Genomic DNA, 18,688 nt, shown 5'->3' with positions numbered 1-18,688 from the left:
GTGACCTAAATCTGATGGCGAACAGTCTTATGCTAGGGCGTTGGGATGCCCAGTTCAGCGCGCATTTGATCAATAATACGCATGTGCTCTAGCGTTGATGAGAGAGGGTGAATCTCACTAAATACTTGGCCACTGCGAATGCATGCCATGGCTTCACGAATCTGGTATTCAAACCCACCGCCGTGATGGGTGACCTGAAAGGTTTCAGGGGCGTTATCGTCAGCGTAGAGCGTGGCAGATTGGGCACCAAAGAAAGGCGCATCAATGACAATGCGTCCATGAGTGCCTGAGATTTGCATCACCATTGGCTCATCCACATGGAAGCTACAATGAAAGGTGGCATGTCGGCCGTCACCATAATCTAAAAGTGCATTAACCGTTTCTTCCACCCCTGTTTGCCCGACATCGCCGCTCAGTTTCCAGTCACACGGCGCTTGACCAAATAGGAGGTTCGATAGCGCGATATTGTAAATGCCAATGTCGTGCAGCGCGCCACCCCCAAGCAAGGGATCAAATAAACGATCATTTGGGTCAACATCCACCTTAAAACAAAAGCTCGAGTGAACCTGTTTCACTTCGCCAATTTGCGCCAACCATGTGTTCATATTTCGCCAAACAGGGAGAAATTTCGACCACAGCGCCTCCATGATGAAAGTGGACTGTTCTAAAGCGAGGCTCGCCAACGCTTGTGATTGCGCGGCATTCATCGTCAATGGCTTTTCACATAACACCGGTTTTCGGGCCAACAAGCATTGTTTTGCTAGCTCAAAGTGAAACGCATGAGGTGTGGCGATGTAGATGGCATCGATGTCGGGGTCGCGAATTAACTCGGCGTAATCCAAATATATGCGATCGATTCCATACTGCTCAGCGAACGCCGTTGCGCGCTGTTTATCTCGACTGGCGACGGCTGTGATACAGGCATCGTCGACAACACTGATCCCTTTGGCAAAGTTATGCGCGATGCGACCCGGCGCAATCACGCCCCATTTCATGACGGGTTGAGTGTGAGTGGCTGACATGAGTTCTCCTTTCTCTTTGCAGTCTGCACTATAGCGTATTAATTAGGCAGCTCATGCGCACACAAACGAGAGTGTGAGCACTCTCAACTGCTTACCTTACTCGGTGACCATTTCTGGTGAAGGTTTCATGGCGGCCTCATCACTCACGGAAGTGGTCGTCTGATTGCTGAGGTGATAAATCATCGCAGGTAAGTCGTTACGATAGAAGCTGGCAGTATAAGCACTGTTCGCTTTAGGCAGTGAAGCGGCAAATCGCTCAAGATCGGCACTCAGCATGTCCAGTGATGTCTCTTGGGCCGCATCAATTCGCTCATCAATCGTCTTGACCAAGTTGTTTAACGTCTCTTGGTATTGCTCAACCGTGTGGCTGTTGACCGGTTGAAAAACGAAAAACAGGTTGGCTAAACGGAGCACGGCCATTTCTGTTTCTGGAGTTAGGGCATCAAGGGCACAAAAGCGTTCTATGTGGCCTTTGAATGTCTGTTTAATGCGTTTGGAGCGCAGCAATAGCGTCTGCTTTGCGTCTTGGCGACTTTTTCTACGTACAGATTCGGAGTGATAGTAGTGCGCCAGCAGCGCGGTAAGGACGATAGCCAACAAAATAACAAGGGTGAGTAACATAAAAAAGGAAAGGCAAGGATAACGTGGTAAAACAATGCATTAGTTTATATATCAATAGCGTTGAAAAGCAAAGGGTTTGATGGTGCAAACCCAATGCGTGTAATGGTTTGTGTGAGGACGGCGTTTTAGAGAAAACAGATCTCCGACGCTATTACCCGACTAATCCCAGATGGGTGCTAACCCATCTGGGTCGACTTCACGCCCATTTCTTTCTAATGCGTCGATGCGTGCCATATTATCATCACTCAGTGTTAGCTTTTGCGCCTCAAGGTTGCTGGCTAAGTTATCGCGCTTGGTCGATGAAGGGATCACAGCGTAGCCTTTGTTTAGCGCCCAAGCGAGTGTAACTTGTGCTGGGGTTGCGTTGCACTCAACCGCGATCTGTTTGATGACCTCATCGTGAAGCACTTTGCCGTAGGCGAGCGTCATGTATGACGTCACCTGAATCCCTTGGTGTTGCATGAATTCAACCAGTTTGTTGTTTTGCAAATAAGGGCTCAGTTCAATTTGGTTAGTGGCAATGTGATCGACACCGACGATATCAATCGCTTGCTGAAGCAGGTCGATATTGAAGTTCGACACGCCAATCTGTTTTGTCAGACCAAGCGTCTTTGCTTCCATCAGCGTCTTCATGTACTCCTCGATATTCTTGTCTGTCCCCGGCCAATGAATCAGAGTGAGGTCGACGTAATCCGTGTTGAGTTTCTTAAGGCTCTCTCGAAGGCTAGCAATAAGTGATGCCTCACTCATGTTATCCACCCAAATCTTGGTGGTAATAAATAGAGATTCACGAGACAGATGACTTGCCGCGATCACCTCTCCAATATCCGCTTCATTGCCATAGATTTGCGCTGTATCAATGGCGCGATAGCCCAAGTCGAGCGCGTGTTTGACCGATTGTTTTACTGTGTCTCCTGTCAGACGAAATGTGCCGACACCGAAAGTGGGAACTGCCATATGAACTCCTATTTTTAAAGGAAGGGTTTGTGTGCTGACTAATGTACGGTGCCTATTTCTTGCAGTATAGTTAACAAAAAGAAAATCTAATTTGATAATTGGTAAACAATGAAAGCGACCCTCGATGAGATGAAGACGTTTGTGACTGTAGTGGATGTGGGTTCGATCAGCGATGCTGCACAAGTATTGTCGGTGACGGTCTCTGCTGTCAGTCGCACCGTATCGCGCTTAGAAACGAAACTCGACACGACGCTGCTTAATCGTACAACGCGAAAGCTAGATGTGACGAGTGAAGGGACGGTCTACCTCGCCAAAGTTCGGCAAATCTTGGATGAGGTAGAAGCGGCGGAAGCGCAGCTGACCAGCCAAAAAACACAACCATCAGGATTGTTGAGAATCAATGCCGCGACCCCTTTTTGTTTGCATGTGCTGACGCCATTAATTGCTCGCTATCAGCAAACGTATCCTGATGTGGAGATTGAGTTAAATTCCAATGAAGAGAACATCGATCTGGTCGGCAAAAAGACCGACATTGCGTTTCGCATCGGAGAACTAAGAGATTCAACGCTCAGAGCCACGTTTATTGGCCATAGCCGTATACGCATTCTCGCCAGTCCTGCGTATATTGAAGCACAAGGCAAACCTAACTGTGTTCAAGATCTGCTGTCGCACAAATTGCTGGGCTTTAGCCGCCCGGAGTCGCTAAAAGATTGGCCATTGCTTGATGACAGTAACAAGCTCATCAAGATCACGAGTAATCTACGTTCGGACAACGGGGAAACGATTCGTGCCTTAGCACTGCACGGTGCTGGGATCGCGTGCTTGTCAGACTTCATGACTTATCAAGATAGGCAGAGTGGTGCCCTCACTGAATTGCTTACAGATGCTTCACAAGACATTCGTCAGCCTATTCACGCTGTCTATTACCGTAACTCTGCTACGTCACGACGCATCAGTTCTTTTATTGATTTCGTCAAGAAAGAAGTGACAGTGCAAGAGGGACGTTTTTTGTAATGCCGATGCCTACTCGCACCATCAATCACAAGGACAAATAATGCTGGAACTAGGAATGAACCGAGAGCAATGGATGATCAGTGCTATCTTACTAGGTACGGTGTGCCTGTTTTTGCTCAGACGGTGGCGACACGATATGGTGGCTTGTGTAGGTAACGAAACAAAAAAGGGGAGCCATTCGCTCCCCAAGACAGTGTTGACGTGGTGGAATAAAAACTTAGGCCGTAGCGAACTTGTAGGTGCGGTAACCACCGAGTAGGTTGCGCGCCTTAAAGCCGTTGTTGACCAATTGACGGTAGGCCACGTTACCGCGTAACCCTACTTGACAGTAGATAACGATCTCTTTGTCTTTAGGTAGCTCGTTCATGCGGTGACGCAACTGGTCGACAGGGATGTTAATCGCACCATCGATGTAACCGACTGATTCCAACTCACCTGGGTTACGCACGTCAAGCAAGACTTGGTCCTCTGTGAGGTTGTCGATTTCATCAAAGTGAATCGCTTTGCTGTCGCCTTTGATTAGGTTGTTGGCAACAAACGCGGCTTGGTTGATGACGTCTTTTGCCGAGCCGTACGGTGGGGCGTAAGTTAATTCAAGGTGCTGCAACTGATCGACAGTCATACCTGCGCGCTGAGCTACCGCCATCACGTCAATGCGTTTATCGACGCCATCTTTACCGACCGCTTGTGCGCCCAAAATCTTGTTAGGTTTTGATGGGAGTAGAGCTGCTCTAAGGTTTCTGGATAAGTTTCAACTCAACTATAAAACGGGACAAGAGTTGGTTTACATCGAGCTGTATCTGAACTCAGAAACGAAAGATTATCTTCAATTCAGATAATATCCTGTAGTTAATGACTTGGTTTTAATTGTCCGACCAGATTTTACCAATGTTGCTAGGTAAAATCTGGGTAGGGGGCTTGTTGAAGACGAAGGGCGAAAGATTTGAAATCAAATCGGTTATGTTAAGGATTCTATTAGGTTGGTGTGGTGTAAGGGAATTGGCAACCCTGAAGCCATTATTCGGGAATTGAGCTAATATGATGATTTGGTGGCATTACATGGCCGATGAACTGAACAGCGCATTTTGAGCCGTACTACTAGGCCTGATGATGCGGATATTCCTTTTCCTGTTATTTTTGAAGGTGGCGATGATAGGCTTGTACAAATATACAACTATGATGAGCTACTTCAGGAGTCGGTGGAACAGCAACAATGTATCGTCAGTTTTCATTCGATGTTTGCTGCTGGAACCTACCTTGCGTTCAAAATGGAAGTACCCGAAAGAGTAACTGTCGATTTGAAAGTGAAATCAGAAGGCAAATTACGGTTGGAAGTTAACCAAATTAAATGTAAGAACAACAGGGAGCCTAAAGAGGAAACAAAGGCATTGGTGTATGAGTTGGTAGATCAACTGCGGCTAAATGATTCTGACATTGCGGCAATAGATTTTGCAGGTGATTTTTTATAAAAACAATGCATTAGAGTCGATCCCGAGCCAGGCTCGGAATATTTCGACATGAACTTGCTTACGTTACGTGGTAACGAGTATTGGATAATGCTGACGTAAGCTTAGACCAAATTATTTCAATGAAGGTTAACAGGACAAAAAATGAATCTAGATTTCATGAGTGACGTCATTCGAATTGAAACTGAGAACCATTTAAAAGAGCTTGTTAAAAAGCATGACGATGTATTGTTAGCAATCTCAGAGGATTGGTGCTCTGTTTGTCGGGTAATGGAAGGTACTCTGATCAATGCGGCCTTTGAGCTGAAGGGTAAGGCGGTTGTTCTGAAATCTGATGTTGAGGCTTCGAAATCCATATCTGAACGATTAGGACTAAGAAGTATTCCTGCGTATGTTGTTTTCAAAGAGGGCCAAGTGACAGAAATAATGTATGGGCGGCAGACTATTAAAGATCTAACTAACAGATGGACTTTAGTATAGAGTAGCTAGAAATAATTAGGGAAGCCGATAGGCTCCCCTAAGAATTAGCACAACTTAAGCCTTTGAGAACATGTAAGTTCTATAGCCACCAACTACATTGCGAGCGTTGTAACCATTATTTGTTAGTTGGCGACAAGCGACGTTACCACGTAACCCAACAGCGCAAAGAACAACGATTTCTTTATCCTTTGGAAGCTCGTTCATACGGTTACGAAGTTCGTCCACAGGAATATTTATTGAGCCGCGTAATGTACCGAAGTTTTCAATCTCTGCTGGTGTGCGCACATCAAGAACGATTTGATCTTCAGTCAGTGTTTCAAGCTCTTCAAACTGAATAGCCTTAATATCACCTTTCTCAATATTGTTGGCTACAAATGCAGCTTGGTTAATTACGTCTTTCGCACTACCAAACGGTGGAGCATAAGTCAGTTCAAGATGTTGAAGTTGATCGATAGTCATGCAAGCACGTTGTGCCACCGCCATGATATCAATACGCTTATCAACACCATCTTTACCCGCAGCTTGAGCACCGAGTATTTTTAAAGTATCTGGGCAGTAAAGCATCTTAAATGAAACAATTTCTGCGCCAGGGTAGTAGCTTGCATGGCTTGCAGTGTGAACATAAACCTTCTTATATGGAATACCTTCGTGTTTCAGTGTTTTTTCATTTTTACCAGTAGAAGCAATCGCTAGATCGAAAATCTTACAAATAGCAGTACCTTGAGTTCCCTGATAAGTTTCATTGCGACCAAGCATGTTATCTGCCGCCATGCGTCCCTGACGGTTAGCTGGGCCAGCAAGGGGAACAAGGGTAGGGTTGCCAGTAACGAAGTCAGCTTCTTCTATCGCATCACCTACCGCATAAATGGAAGGATCGCTTGTTTGCATGCTAGGCGTTGTCCAGATGCCGCCTAATTCACCAATTCTCAAACCAGCATCCTGGGCTAGTTTGATTTCAGGACGTACACCGATAGCCATCACAAGTACTTCTGTCTTGATCATGTCTCCGTTGCTTAAAGTTAGATTGAGGTGCCCCTGAATATGAGCATGCTCATCAGTTTCACCACTTTCTAAGTTAGGGACATGAGGCTCTTGTACATACTCTACAGCTTCTAGAGCAACGCCTAAGCGAAGGTCGACATCATGAGCTTTGATCTCAGCATGAGCAAAGCCAGCCATTTCACGATCGACTGGTGTCATTACTTGATCAGCAAGCTCAACTAATGTCGTCTTAATACCTAGCTGATGGAATGCTTCCATCATTTCTAATCCGATAAAACCACCACCTACAACTGTCGCATGTTCAGGACGGTTCATCTTTATTGTGTTAATAATTTTATCCATATCTGGGATATTCCGCAGAGAATGGGTTAGGGGATTATCAATTCCTGGGATAGGTGGAACAATTGGGCCTGCACCTGGGCTGAGCAGTAGAAAGTCATAGCTTTCAGTGTACTCAGAACCGTCTAGTACATTTTTGATAGTAACAAACTTTTTTTCTTTGTCGATGCTAACCACTTCACTCATGGTTCTTACATTAACATTAAACCGTGCAAGGAAACTTTGAGGAGTTTGAAGAAGAAGGTTAGCCCTTTCCGTGATATCTCCGCCTATATGATATGGTAATCCACAATTCGCAAACGATACGAACTCGCCTCGTTCAAACATAATGATTTCAGCATCTTCGCTTAAGCGACGAGCACGTGCCGCAGCTGATGCACCGCCAGCAACACCACCAACGATTACTATTTTTGTCATTCTTGGTTACTCCAAATCCTATAAAAAGGTAAGCAATAGACACTCCCCAAAAAGAGTGGTTTATTGTTTACTTTTCTAACGAAACAAACTCACCACGTTCCAACATGATGATTTGAGCATCCTCGCTAAGGCGACGAGCACGAGCAGCCGCAGATGCACCACCTGCAACACCGCCTACGATAACAATTTTAGTCATGGGTGACTCCGATTAGTGAAAACCAAGTTTTTTCAAAAAGAAAGCGGCAGGGCACAAACCTGTAAACGCGCTTTGAATCAAGTTAACGCCAACAAACACGGTTAGCCAAACAAAGTGGCTGCTGACGGTGAAGGTCAGGACCACCGAGAGCAGAACCATACTGCCTGCCAGTACACGAATAGCATTTTCTAACGTCATGATCGTTCTCCCTTCGAATCATTTTCGTGATGAAACCCTCGTACTATAGAACTCTAAATTAGAAAAGTCTAATGTTTATTTGCCTAATTGCAAAAATACTAAATTAGTATTGACTAAATTAGGTTAGAGTTTATTATCAAGCCATTCGTTAGAGAGCATTCCATTGCAAAATAATAGGTGTGTCATGAGTGAACAAACATTGAATCTAAGCCAAATGCAACAAAATGCGGTTGAGGCTTCTGAGCTACTCAAGGTCATGGCTCACCCAGAGCGTTTGATGGTCTTATGTCAATTGACGCAAGGCGAAGTCGGCGTTGGGGCGTTGCAAGAAGGGTCGGCACTGAGTCAATCCGCCTTCTCTCAACATCTTACTGTGCTGCGTAAGCACGGGTTAATACAGGCGCGTAAAGAGTCCCAACAGGTGTTCTACTCCTTGGCAGATGCGCGAGTGATTCAACTTATTCAGAGTTTAGAGACGATTTTTTGCGCTCGATAACACAGGGTAAACCCAACATTAATATATACAACATTTAGAGGTAAATATGGCGTTCACAGTTCCTTGGGAATCGTTAGCAGGAGGCATGTTACTTGGGGTTTCAGCCACGATTTTGTTGCTGATTAACGGAAAAATCGCGGGCATTAGCGGCATCATGACGGGGCTACTTACGCCGAAATCGAACGATTTTTCTTGGCGATTGCTTTTCGCGGTGGGCATGGTCTCGGGCGGTATTCTTGCAGCCTTGCTGTTTGTTGACGATGTGGTGACGGTCTATTCAACCAGTGCGACAGGATTGGCGCTCGCCGGTTTGCTTGTTGGAGTGGGTACACGCCTTGGCAACGGTTGCACCAGTGGGCACGGTATTTGTGGCCTTGGCCGTTTGTCTAAGCGTTCAATGGTCGCGACTGGCGTCTTTATGGGCGTGGCAGCGCTGACGGTATTTGTTCGATTCCACCTTGTATAACCCTAGGATCTTCTCATGAATAAAGTTGTTTTTCGTCTAACGTCACTGTTGGCAGGCGTGTTATTTGGCATGGGCATGGTGGTGTCGGGTATGGCAGACCCAAACAAAGTTCTGGGCTTTTTGGACATCGCGGGTCAGTGGGATCCAAGTTTGATGTTTGTGATGGGCGGCGCCTTGTTGGTGTTTATGCCGAGCTATTTTTTGTTGATTAAACCCAAGAAAAAGCCGCTCGCAGCACAGACCTTTTGCCTAGCAAAAAGTAAGCAGATTGATGGTCGATTGTTAAGCGGCGCTGCGCTGTTTGGCGTGGGTTGGGGGCTAGCCGGCGTTTGCCCAGGACCTGCAATGGCCAGTCTTGGTTTAGGTAACGTGGGCGTGTGGATCTTTTTTGCCAGCATGATGGTTGGTCTAGGGGCCACTAACCTAATGATTTGTTTTAAAAACAGCCGCAAGTCACAGTCTCAACTGGCTTAAGTTTTACACTGATACATAACCCCTCAAAAAAAGGAGCGGCGATCATGAAAAGGACATTTCAACTCTCTGTAGTCACGTCTACACTGGCCGTGAGCCTGATGGGCTTTTCTTATGTGAGCATGGCTAACCAGAATGACACCTTGTACACGGTCACACGCGCTCCGATGGCGCAGAGTGTCCATTTAGATGGCGTGATTCAACCCGTCAATCAAGGAACCGTCGCCGCTCAGACGTCTGGGCGAGTTGTGAGCCTGCACGTTGATGTCAATGATGTCGTTAAACAAGGGCAAGTGTTGCTTGAAATCAGCGCGGTGCAACAATCGGCCTCGCTCGATGCCGCCAATGCACAACTGGCTAGTGCGATTGCGCTTAATCGTGAGGCGCAAGCTCAGGTTGCCCGGTATCGTCAACTCTTCCCGAAAGGGGCGATTTCTCAAGATCAAATGGACAGCGCAGAAGCGCGTGCGCGCAGCACTGCAGCGTCAGTGAAAGCGGCGCAAGCAAGTGTCGCTCAGGCAAAAGAGTCCCTTGGCTACACCAGTATTCAAGCGCCTTATGACGGCGTGGTCACAGCGCGTCATGTCGAACTGGGTGAAACCGTTGCGCCAGGGTCGCCACTACTTAGTGGCTTCTCTTTAGATCGCCTGCGCGTTGAAACGCAAATTCCTCAGCTCTATCAACCACTTGTTAAGGATGTCTCTCAATTTGATGTGATGGCACCCAATGGCGAGCGCGTCGCGCCCACCTCCTATAACTTGTTCAGCTATGCCGACACCACGTCTCACACCTTCAAAATTCGTTTGGATTTACCCGACAGCAAAGATTTGCCTGCTAATGCGAGCGCCTTGGTGCCGGGAATGTGGGTGAAAACTGAGTTTCGCTTCGGTGAACGCGTCATACAAATGATTCCCAATGAGGCGGTAGTACGCCGAGGCGAGTTAAGTGCGGTTTACCGTCAAAGTGAGAACGGACCGGTGCTTAACCCAGTGCGTTTAGGTCAACAAGTGGGCGAGTACGTTGAGGTGCTGTCTGGGTTGGAAGAGGGAGACGCGATCTACGCGACCCTGCCCACATTAAGCCAGCAGCAATAAGGGCAGGGGGAAAGTCGCATGGAACATAAGCTAGGGATCTCAGGCCGTATTGCCGCAGCATTTCAAAACTCAGCCATGACGCCATTGTTGGCGTTGGTGGGCTTATTGATGGGCCTGTTTGCGGTTATCATCACTCCCAAAGAAGAAGAGCCGCAAATCGATGTCACCTTCGCGGATGTGTATATTCCCTTCCCCGGCGCAACGCCCGCAGAAGTGGAGAGCCTAGTCACCACACCCGCAGAACAGATCATTTCTGAAATTCAGGGTATTGATAAAATCTACTCCTTCTCGCAGCCCGATGGCGCGATGATCGTCGCGATCTTTGATGTTGGCGTTAGCCGTAACGACGCTGTCGTGCGCATTTATAATAAACTCTATTCCAATAAAGACTGGATGCCGCAGGGCGTGGGTGTCGGTGAGCCCGTCATTAAACCCAAAGGGATTGAGGATGTGCCGATCGTCAGTATCACCTTATCCAGCCCATCGGCGAAGCTCGATCAGCAGCAGTTAACTCAGGTAGCACACGGATTAGAAACTGAGCTTAAACGCATTGAAGGGACACGAGACATCTATACAGTCGGCAGTCACGAGACCATTGTTGACGTGCGTTTAGATCCTGTAAAGATGAACAGTTTTAATATCACCTTGGATCAGCTCAATCAGCATTTGCCCGCCGCGAATCAAAGCTCACCCATGCTGAGCTTGACCCATGAAAATCAACAGTTTCCAGTTCAAGTCGGCCAATTTCTTTCACGCGTTGAAGAGGTGAAACAGCTAGTGGTCGGGTTGTATAACCAAACCCCCGTCTATTTAGAAGATATTGCTACGGTTAGCTTAGGCACTAACACGCCGACGCAGCAGGTGTGGACGAGCTCAAAAGAGGGCTTGCATCCCGCAGTCACGCTCGCGGTGGCAAAAAAAAGCGGTGAGAATGCAGTCAACGTCGCGAAAGCCGTTGAAGCGCGTTTAGACGCACTTAAGAATCAACTGATTCCCGAAGGCATTAAGGTTGAAATAACACGTGACTACGGTAAAACCGCGGCGGACAAAAGCAATACGTTGATTGGCAAACTGGCGTTCGCCACGGCGGCGGTGGTGATTCTGGTCTTGCTGACCATGGGTTGGCGTGAAGCTATCGTCGTCGGAATCGCCATTGTGGTGACCTTGATGATCACGTTGTTTGCGTCTTGGGCTTGGGGATTTACCCTCAATCGCGTGTCACTGTTCGCCCTGATATTCTCAATCGGTATTTTGGTCGATGACGCGATTGTGGTGGTGGAAAACATTCACCGCCATATGTCGATGGGCAAAAAATCACTTGATGAATTGATCCCCGTCGCCGTCGATGAAGTCGGTGGACCGACCATCTTAGCAACCTTAACCGTGATCGCGGCATTGCTGCCGATGGCGTTTGTGAGCGGATTGATGGGGCCATACATGAGCCCAATTCCAATCAATGCGTCTATGGGGATGTTGATTTCACTGGCGGTCGCCTTTGTGCTCTCACCTTGGCTAGCGCATCATCTACTCAAACACGCCCATCACGAAGACGCTACCGGTGCGAGCTCATCACTGTTTCATCGCATTATGGCCCCTTTTGTCACCGCCAGAGCACAGCGTCGCAATCGTTGGTTGTTATTGTTGGCGATATTGGCGCTGATTGCTGGTTCGGTACTGCTGCCAGTGGTGCAATCGGTGGTGTTGAAGATGCTGCCTTTTGACAACAAATCCGAGTTTCAAGTCGTGCTGGATATGCCAGAGGGTGAGCCGCTAGAGCGGACGCAGCGCGTACTGTTTGAACTTGGACAAGCGCTCGAGGAGGTGCCTGAAGTCACTGGCTATCAAATCTATGCGGGTACGGCGGCGCCTATCAACTTTAATGGCTTGGTTCGTCACTACTTTATGCGCAATCAACCGAATCAAGGCGATATTCAAGTGAATTTGGTGGATAGGAAAGATCGTGACCGAGATAGCCACACCATTGCTGGTGAGGTGCGCCCAGTGCTCAATGAGATTGCATCGCGCTTTGGGGGCAAAGTTAAAGTGGTTGAAGTGCCGCCGGGGCCACCGGTTTGGTCACCGATATTGGCAGAAGTCTACGCGCCAACCGATGCCATTCGTCATCAAGCCGCACAGCAGATACGAGCAATTTTCCGTGAGACAGAGGACATCGTTGATGTTGACATGTATCTGCCCGAACATCACCAAAAATGGCAGGTGGCGATTGATCGAAGTAAGGCCGCGCATTATCAAGTGCCGTATGCGTCGATAGTCGATGCGCTGGCAACGGCGGTGGGTGGCAAGCCTGTGACTTATCTGCACAGCGAGCACAGTAAATACCCAGTGCCCATTATGATTCAAGCCAGTGAAGAGGCTAAAGTGCGCTTAGAGCAAGTGCTGAACATGAAGGTCGGCAGCCAAAATGGTCAAGCGTTTCCGCTCTCGGATCTCGTGAGCGTCAACGTGTTGCCAATGGAAGCCTATATAGTACGAAAAAACATGGTGCCTATGGTGATGGTGGTCGCCGATATGGCTGGCGAGTTGGATAGCCCGCTGTACGGCATGTTCGACTTAGTCGGTAAGTTGGATGAGGCGATGACCCTAGAGCAATACTACGTCGCGCAACCTGATGGACTTAATGGCGTGTCAGTGCGTTGGGATGGCGAGTGGACCATTACCTACGAAACCTTCCGCGATATGGGCATTGCTTATGGTGTTGGTATGATTCTGATCTACTTATTGGTAGTGGCGCAGTTTAAATCCTATTTGGTACCGCTGATCATTATGGCGCCGATTCCACTGACCATCATCGGTGTGATGCCAGGTCATGCATTGCTCGGCGCGCAATTTACCGCGACCTCTATGATTGGCATGATTGCGCTAGCAGGCATCATCGTACGTAATTCGATACTCTTGGTGGACTTTATTAATCAACAGGTCGAAGAGGGCGTTGAGTTTGCAGAAGCGGTGATTCAATCGGCGGCGGTTCGCGCTAAACCCATCATGTTAACCGCACTGGCTGCGATGATTGGCGCGGTGTTCATTCTCGATGACCCGATTTTTAATGGTCTCGCCATTAGTTTGATTTTCGGGATCTTCGTTTCTACCATCTTAACGTTGTTGGTGATCCCCGTGCTGTACTACGTTGCGATGAAACATCGCTTTGCTCGCTAACGACTATTTAAAGCCAAGGGGATAACCAAAATTAGTCGATAATGCGAGTGACCATCGGACAATGATCGCTAAGACGATATTGGAAGAGGTCACTCGTTTTATAGGTGACTTGATAAGGCATGGCCAGAGTAAGCGATGGGCTGGCGATGACATGGTCAATTAGGCTGCGAAACTTATGGGTTTTATTCGCTTGTTTGTTAGAGCGCACGACGCATTGCGCTGCGGTACGATCGCTCGCCAATTGCGCTTTGGTGCCCTCTGTCAAGGTGCGCCAAAGCCAGTCGCCTTTAAACGCTAGATTATGGTTAAAGTCGCCCATGATGAGGTAAGCCTCTTGGTTTGCTTCACGTTCACTGATCCACGCGTTTAAGCTCTCACCTTGAGTGTAAAGAAGGCGACAATCTCGATTATCACGATACGCGCCGCTGCAACCGGCTTTTAAATGCACCGAAAGAAGGTGCAGGGGTTGATGGCCTTGCGGGTTAAGCACCAGATAAGCGGCAAAGCGCAGTCGGCTGCGAGCTTGGTCCACCAGTATGATGTCGTCACGTTGAACGACCTCTATACCCGCTCTCACCGCAAACCCTGTATATTGGTTAATCGCACCAAACTGGGCGTCTTGATGGCGCTCTAACGAGCGATCCGACAACCAGATTTGATAGCCCGAACCCACAACGCTGCGCAGCGCTTGTTCATCATTGACCTCTTGAAAGGCGAGCACGTCGGGATCGATTTGGGCAAAATAACGACCTAAAGCGTCGAAATCTTGCGCAGAACGCAGTGACGCTTCAAAGCGATCGCTAGGGTCAGAGCTAAGCCACTCAATATTCCAACTGGCTAACGTCAGAGCATGACTTGAGCCGATGGAACCAACCAAGGCGACAAGTAGCACGTAAGCTCTGAGTGAGAGAAAAGAGGCGGTCCAATCGCGCATTGTTAGCGTCACCCTATCCATGAATTTGACTCATCCTTTATCCTATAAGTGCTCTGAAAATTGCAAGCGAATTTATCTCAAATCTGAATGTTTTCATCGTTTCCTTCCTAATTTTGATCGGTGCCACTAGAACGCTTTGATCTTACGCTAGGGGCGTTTTTTATTGATCAAAATCAATACTTTCATGGTGCCTATCTCGTTAAATACGCCACAATATATAGTATTGATCGAATAGAAATTAACCCTATATAGTGTGTTTGTGGATAACTCTGTGAGTATGCTGGGTAAGGAGAAAAGGTGAAACCAATCGTAATCAAACGGGATGGCTCAAGAGCGCCATTTAGCCGAGATCGTATACAAGCCGCAGTGGAAGCCGCCGCCGATACCGTTGATAAAGAAATTGCCATCTACGCACTCAATGTCGCGTTAGCGATCGAGCTGCAATTATGCGATCACGATGAAGTCCACATCCATGAAATCCAAACCCTAGTTGAAAACGAGTTGATGCAGGGGCCGTATAAGTCACTCGCGCGTGCTTACATTGAGTACCGCCATGACCGTGACATCGCGCGTGAAAAACAAAGTGCACTGACGCGTGAAATTGAAGGTCTGATTGAAGAGAGCAATGTTGATCTCATCAACGAAAACGCCAACAAAGATGGCAAGGTGATCCCAACTCAGCGCGATCTTTTGGCAGGCATTGTTGCGAAGCACTACGCGAAAACCCACATTTTACCCCGTGATGTTGTTCAAGCTCATGAATCGGGCGACATTCACTACCACGATTTAGATTACGCGCCGTTCTTCCCAATGTTCAACTGCATGCTAATTGACCTGCAAGGCATGCTGACCCACGGTTTTAAAATGGGTAACGCAGAGATTGATACACCGAAATCGATCTCGACGGCGACCGCAGTTACGGCGCAAATCATCGCGCAGGTTGCTAGCCATATCTACGGCGGCACCACCATCAACCGTATTGATGAGGTGCTCGAACCGTACGTGATGACGAGTTATGACAAGCACCTAGAGATCGCCAAAGAGTGGGATATTCATGATCCTGAGGCGTTTGCGCGTGCGCGCACTGAAAAAGAGTGTTATGACGCTTTCCAATCGTTGGAATATGAAGTGAACACCCTGCACACCGCCAATGGGCAAACACCGTTTGTCACCTTTGGTTTTGGTTTAGGCACCAGTTGGGGCTCACGCCTTATCCAACAATCCATCTTGAAAAATCGTATTGCCGGATTGGGTAAAAACCGCAAAACAGCAGTGTTCCCAAAATTGGTATTTGGTATTAAAGATGGCTTAAACCACAAAGCGGGCGATCCGAACTACGACATCAAGCAATTGGCGTTGGAATGTGCATCGAAGCGTATGTATCCCGACATCTTGAATTACGAAAAAGTCGTCGAAGTGACTGGGTCATTTAAAACGCCGATGGGTTGCCGTAGCTTCTTGGGCACCTATGAAGAAAATGGCGAGCTGATTCATGAAGGGCGCAATAACTTGGGGGTTGTGAGCCTCAACTTGCCACGCATCGCTATTCAAGCGGGCGGCGATGAGAGCAAATTCTACCAACTGCTGGATGCCAAGCTGAAACTGGCACGCCGTGCGTTGGAAACACGCATCTCACGTTTAGAGAATGTCAAAGCGCGCGTCGCACCTATCCTCTATATGGAAGGGGCATGTGGCATCCGACTAGGTGCCGATGAGCCAATTGCGAACATCTTCAAAAACGGTCGTGCCTCGATTTCACTTGGTTACATTGGTATCCACGAGACAGTGAATGCGCTCTTTGGCCATCAAACCCATGTGTACGATAACAGTGAACTGCGTGAAAAAGCGCTTAACATCATTAAGCATCTTAAACAAGCAGTGAATCAGTGGACACAAGAGTCTGGCTACGGTTACAGCTTATACGGCACACCAAGTGAAAACTTGTGCAGCCGTTTCTGCCGAATCGATACCAAAGAGTACGGTGTGATTGAAGGGGTGACGGACAAAGGCTACTACACCAACAGCTTCCACCTTGATGTGGAGAAAAAGGTTAACCCGTACGATAAAATTGATTTTGAAATGCCATACCCTGAGATCTCAAGCGGTGGATTCATCTGCTACGGTGAGTTCCCGAATATGCAGCGCAACGTCGAAGCGCTCGAAAACGTCTGGGATTACAGCTACAGCCGCGTGCCTTACTACGGCACCAACACGCCGATTGACGAGTGTTATGAGTGTGGCTACAACGGGGAGTTCGACTGTACCAGCAAAGGCTTTACCTGCCCAAGCTGTGGCAACCACGACTCGACCAAAGTATCAGTGACGCGCCGCGTGTGTGGTTATCTTGGTAGCCCAGACGCCAGACCTTTCAACTTCGGCAAGCAAGAAGAAGTAAAACGACGCGTTAAGCATCTGTAAGTGGCCACCTAGACAAGCTGATAAGAAGCCAGTTTGACTGGCTTCTTTTGTCCTCTGTTTTGTTTCGTGTTTAGTTAGCGGCTTTTGTTTTGGAAAGAGCGATGAATTATCACCAATATTACCCCGTCGATGTGGTCAATGGCCCTGGCACGCGATGCACCTTGTTTGTCTCAGGTTGCGTGCATCAGTGTCGAGGCTGCTACAATCAGTCTACTCAGCGTTTGGACTCAGGAGTGTTGTTCACTCAAGAAGCGGAAGATAGAATCATCGCTGATCTTAACGATCCACGTATCAAGCGCCGAGGGTTATCGCTGTCCGGTGGGGATCCGCTCCACCCTGCTAACGTGCCGCAAATCCTTAAGTTGGTCAAACGCGTACGCGCCGAGTGCCCGGGAAAAGACATCTGGGTCTGGACGGGGTATTCCCTAGCAGAGCTTGATGATGCGCAGCGTGAAGTGACGCAGTACATTGATACCTTAATCGATGGCAAATACATTCAAGAGCAGCGCGATCTTAATCTTGAATGGCGGGGTAGCGCGAATCAAATCATCCACACGTTCAAATTGCAGTAATACCTTGGGGTAGGGCTCATTGTTAACTGTATGTGAAAATTTACAAAAGCAATCGATGAAATTGAACTATCGCTCACAAAATAGTTTCTAGAAAGTAGGATTAAATGATAAGTTGTCAGCCATCTTGAATTTCAAAGGGTTGTGACTTTCATGTTTTCTCAATTACCAGCACCTATGCTGGATCCGATTCTTTCTCTCTCTGTTGCGTACCGCAACGATCCTCGTGATGAAAAAGTAGACCTTGGCATTGGCGTTTATAAAAACAGCGCAGGTGAAACCCCTGTAATGCAAGCCATTAAACAAGCCCAAGATATTGTCGTCGCGACGCAAACCACCAAATCTTACGTTGGCCTTGCGGGCTGTGAGCAGTTTAACCAGTCGATGATTGATCTGCTGTTGACGGGCACATCGGCAATGGATCGCGTGTCTGCTATTCAAACCCCAGGTGCGAGCGGTGCTCTGCGTATGCTGGGTGACTTGATGAAGGTGGCGCAGCCAAATACAACAATATGGATTTCTAATCCAAGTTATGTGAACCACAAACCTGTGATGGAAGCGGCGGGGCTGAAAGTACGTCACTACCGCTATTTTAGCCGTGACACTAAGCAAGTCGACGTTGATGCGATGATGGCGGATCTGCGCACCGCTGGAAAAGATGACGTCGTGTTATTGCACGGCTGTTGCCATAACCCAACGGGTGCTGACATCGATTTTGACGCATGGCAGGCCATCACCCAGCTGTCGCAGAAAAATGGTTTTACCCCGTTTGTCGATATCGCTTATCAAGGTTTTGGCGATGGGTTAGAGGAAGACGCGAAAGGTCTTCGCTACATGGCAGACAACGTGGAAGAGATGTTGATCACCACGTCATGCTCGAAAAACTTTGGCCTATACCGTGAGCGCACGGGAGCGGCGATTGTGGTTGCAAACACTAAGCAGGAAGCGGACAACGCCAAAGGCAAGTTGATGACCCTCGCGCGTTCCACTTACACCATGCCGCCTGATCATGGCGCGGCGCTAGTGAAAACCATTTTGGGCAGTGACGCGCTGACCCAAGTCTGGAAACAAGAGCTGTCACAGATGCAACAACGTTTGGTTAGCCTACGCAAAGCATTGTGTGATGAACTGAAAAATAGCCACGGAACGTCACAATTCGACTTTATTCAGAGCCACAAAGGCATGTTCACTGTGCTAGGCTTTAGCCAAGAGCAAATGACGCAACTTCGTGAAGAATATGGCATTTATGGCGTAGGCGATGGTCGAATTAACATTGCCGGTTTGACGGAAAAAGACATCCCATACGTTGCCAACGCTATCGTTCGTGTCGCGTAAAGACATCTGCGTATTGAAA

Annotated in this window: 18 protein-coding genes and 1 pseudogene; 11 read left to right on the top strand and 8 right to left on the bottom strand. The window is 48.0% G+C overall.

The features are described from left to right. Positions 1–32: 32 nt before the first annotated feature. The 3 genes from AC6R0S_RS08080 to dkgB form a co-directional block, all read right to left on the bottom strand. The gene (locus AC6R0S_RS08080; RefSeq protein ID WP_500637652.1) at positions 33–1,022 is read right to left on the bottom strand and encodes a Gfo/Idh/MocA family protein; all 990 of its coding nucleotides are present in this window, start codon (positions 1,020–1,022) and stop codon (positions 33–35) included. A 96-nt stretch (positions 1,023–1,118) separates the two neighbouring features. Continuing rightward, a complete protein-coding gene (locus AC6R0S_RS08075; RefSeq protein ID WP_500637651.1) occupies positions 1,119–1,643 on the bottom strand; it encodes a hypothetical protein in 525 nt (174 codons plus the stop codon). A 159-nt stretch (positions 1,644–1,802) separates the two neighbouring features. Beyond that, positions 1,803–2,600, bottom strand: a complete 798-nt coding sequence (gene dkgB / locus AC6R0S_RS08070) for a 2,5-didehydrogluconate reductase DkgB (RefSeq protein ID WP_500637650.1) — start codon at positions 2,598–2,600, stop codon at positions 1,803–1,805. 108 nt (positions 2,601–2,708) lie between these two features. Here dkgB and AC6R0S_RS08065 point away from each other — a divergent pair, with 108 nt between their 5' ends. After that, complete coding sequence (locus AC6R0S_RS08065; protein ID WP_334551798.1) at positions 2,709–3,614, top strand: LysR substrate-binding domain-containing protein; 906 nt, start codon at positions 2,709–2,711, stop codon at positions 3,612–3,614. 217 nt (positions 3,615–3,831) lie between these two features. Here AC6R0S_RS08065 and AC6R0S_RS08060 read toward each other — a convergent pair. Beyond that, positions 3,832–4,317, bottom strand: a pseudogene (locus AC6R0S_RS08060) (rhodanese-like domain-containing protein); the annotation flags it as partial. Positions 4,318–4,699: 382 nt separating this feature from the next. Here AC6R0S_RS08060 and AC6R0S_RS08055 point away from each other — a divergent pair. Together AC6R0S_RS08055 and AC6R0S_RS08050 are read left to right on the top strand one after the other, a co-directional pair. Then, complete coding sequence (locus tag AC6R0S_RS08055; protein ID WP_500637649.1) at positions 4,700–5,083, top strand: hypothetical protein; 384 nt, start codon at positions 4,700–4,702, stop codon at positions 5,081–5,083. A 141-nt stretch (positions 5,084–5,224) separates the two neighbouring features. Then, positions 5,225–5,560 carry a thioredoxin family protein gene (locus tag AC6R0S_RS08050; protein WP_500637648.1) on the top strand — a complete coding sequence of 112 codons (336 nt, stop codon included), beginning with the start codon at positions 5,225–5,227 and terminating at the stop codon, positions 5,558–5,560. 54 nt (positions 5,561–5,614) lie between these two features. Here AC6R0S_RS08050 and AC6R0S_RS08045 read toward each other — a convergent pair whose 3' ends face one another. The 3 genes from AC6R0S_RS08045 to AC6R0S_RS08035 all read right to left on the bottom strand — a co-directional run bounded on the left by AC6R0S_RS08045 (position 5,615) and on the right by AC6R0S_RS08035 (position 7,712). Further along, positions 5,615–7,318 (bottom strand): FAD-dependent oxidoreductase, encoded by a 1,704-nt coding sequence (locus AC6R0S_RS08045; protein ID WP_500637647.1) that lies wholly within the window; start codon positions 7,316–7,318, stop codon positions 5,615–5,617. Positions 7,319–7,385: 67 nt separating this feature from the next. Then, entirely contained in the window at positions 7,386–7,514 is a 129-nt protein-coding gene (locus AC6R0S_RS08040) for a hypothetical protein (protein WP_500637729.1), read from the bottom strand. A gap of 12 nt (positions 7,515–7,526) precedes the next feature. Next, entirely contained in the window at positions 7,527–7,712 is a 186-nt protein-coding gene (locus tag AC6R0S_RS08035) for a YgaP family membrane protein (RefSeq protein WP_334551801.1), read from the bottom strand. A 184-nt stretch (positions 7,713–7,896) separates the two neighbouring features. Between AC6R0S_RS08035 and AC6R0S_RS08030 the strand changes: the two genes are divergently transcribed. The 5 genes from AC6R0S_RS08030 to AC6R0S_RS08010 are packed head-to-tail and all read left to right on the top strand — an operon-like array spanning position 7,897 to position 13,413. Continuing rightward, positions 7,897–8,208, top strand: a complete 312-nt coding sequence (locus AC6R0S_RS08030) for a metalloregulator ArsR/SmtB family transcription factor (protein ID WP_500631956.1) — start codon at positions 7,897–7,899, stop codon at positions 8,206–8,208. Between the two features lie 46 nt (positions 8,209–8,254). Next, positions 8,255–8,674 carry a YeeE/YedE family protein gene (locus tag AC6R0S_RS08025; protein ID WP_500631955.1) on the top strand — a complete coding sequence of 140 codons (420 nt, stop codon included), beginning with the start codon at positions 8,255–8,257 and terminating at the stop codon, positions 8,672–8,674. Between the two features lie 15 nt (positions 8,675–8,689). Next, on the top strand, positions 8,690–9,148 hold the full coding sequence (locus tag AC6R0S_RS08020; RefSeq protein WP_487902882.1) for a DUF6691 family protein: 459 nt from the start codon (positions 8,690–8,692) through the stop codon (positions 9,146–9,148). Positions 9,149–9,192: 44 nt separating this feature from the next. Next, entirely contained in the window at positions 9,193–10,239 is a 1,047-nt protein-coding gene (locus tag AC6R0S_RS08015) for an efflux RND transporter periplasmic adaptor subunit (protein WP_500637646.1), read from the top strand. 18 nt (positions 10,240–10,257) lie between these two features. Continuing rightward, positions 10,258–13,413, top strand: coding sequence for an efflux RND transporter permease subunit (locus AC6R0S_RS08010; protein ID WP_500637645.1), 3,156 nt, complete (start codon positions 10,258–10,260; stop codon positions 13,411–13,413). A gap of 31 nt (positions 13,414–13,444) precedes the next feature. Here AC6R0S_RS08010 and AC6R0S_RS08005 read toward each other — a convergent pair whose 3' ends face one another. After that, a complete protein-coding gene (locus tag AC6R0S_RS08005; protein WP_500631344.1) occupies positions 13,445–14,347 on the bottom strand; it encodes an endonuclease/exonuclease/phosphatase family protein in 903 nt (300 codons plus the stop codon). A gap of 297 nt (positions 14,348–14,644) precedes the next feature. On the opposite strand from AC6R0S_RS08005, the gene nrdD reads away from it, so the two are divergent. The 3 genes from nrdD (at position 14,645) to AC6R0S_RS07990 (ending at position 18,669) form a co-directional block, all read left to right on the top strand. After that, positions 14,645–16,765, top strand: coding sequence for an anaerobic ribonucleoside-triphosphate reductase (nrdD, locus tag AC6R0S_RS08000; RefSeq protein ID WP_500631343.1), 2,121 nt, complete (start codon positions 14,645–14,647; stop codon positions 16,763–16,765). Positions 16,766–16,866: 101 nt separating this feature from the next. Further along, a complete protein-coding gene (nrdG, locus tag AC6R0S_RS07995) occupies positions 16,867–17,337 on the top strand; it encodes an anaerobic ribonucleoside-triphosphate reductase-activating protein (RefSeq protein WP_500631342.1) in 471 nt (156 codons plus the stop codon). 150 nt (positions 17,338–17,487) lie between these two features. After that, positions 17,488–18,669 carry an amino acid aminotransferase gene (locus AC6R0S_RS07990; RefSeq protein ID WP_500637644.1) on the top strand — a complete coding sequence of 394 codons (1,182 nt, stop codon included), beginning with the start codon at positions 17,488–17,490 and terminating at the stop codon, positions 18,667–18,669. The last annotated feature ends 19 nt before the right edge of the window (positions 18,670–18,688 follow it).

The organism is Vibrio sp. R15-SG3-ISO1B, from assembly GCF_059833835.1.
Note: the sequence above shows the minus strand (reverse complement) of the source record. Positions and strands in the feature narration are given on the sequence as shown.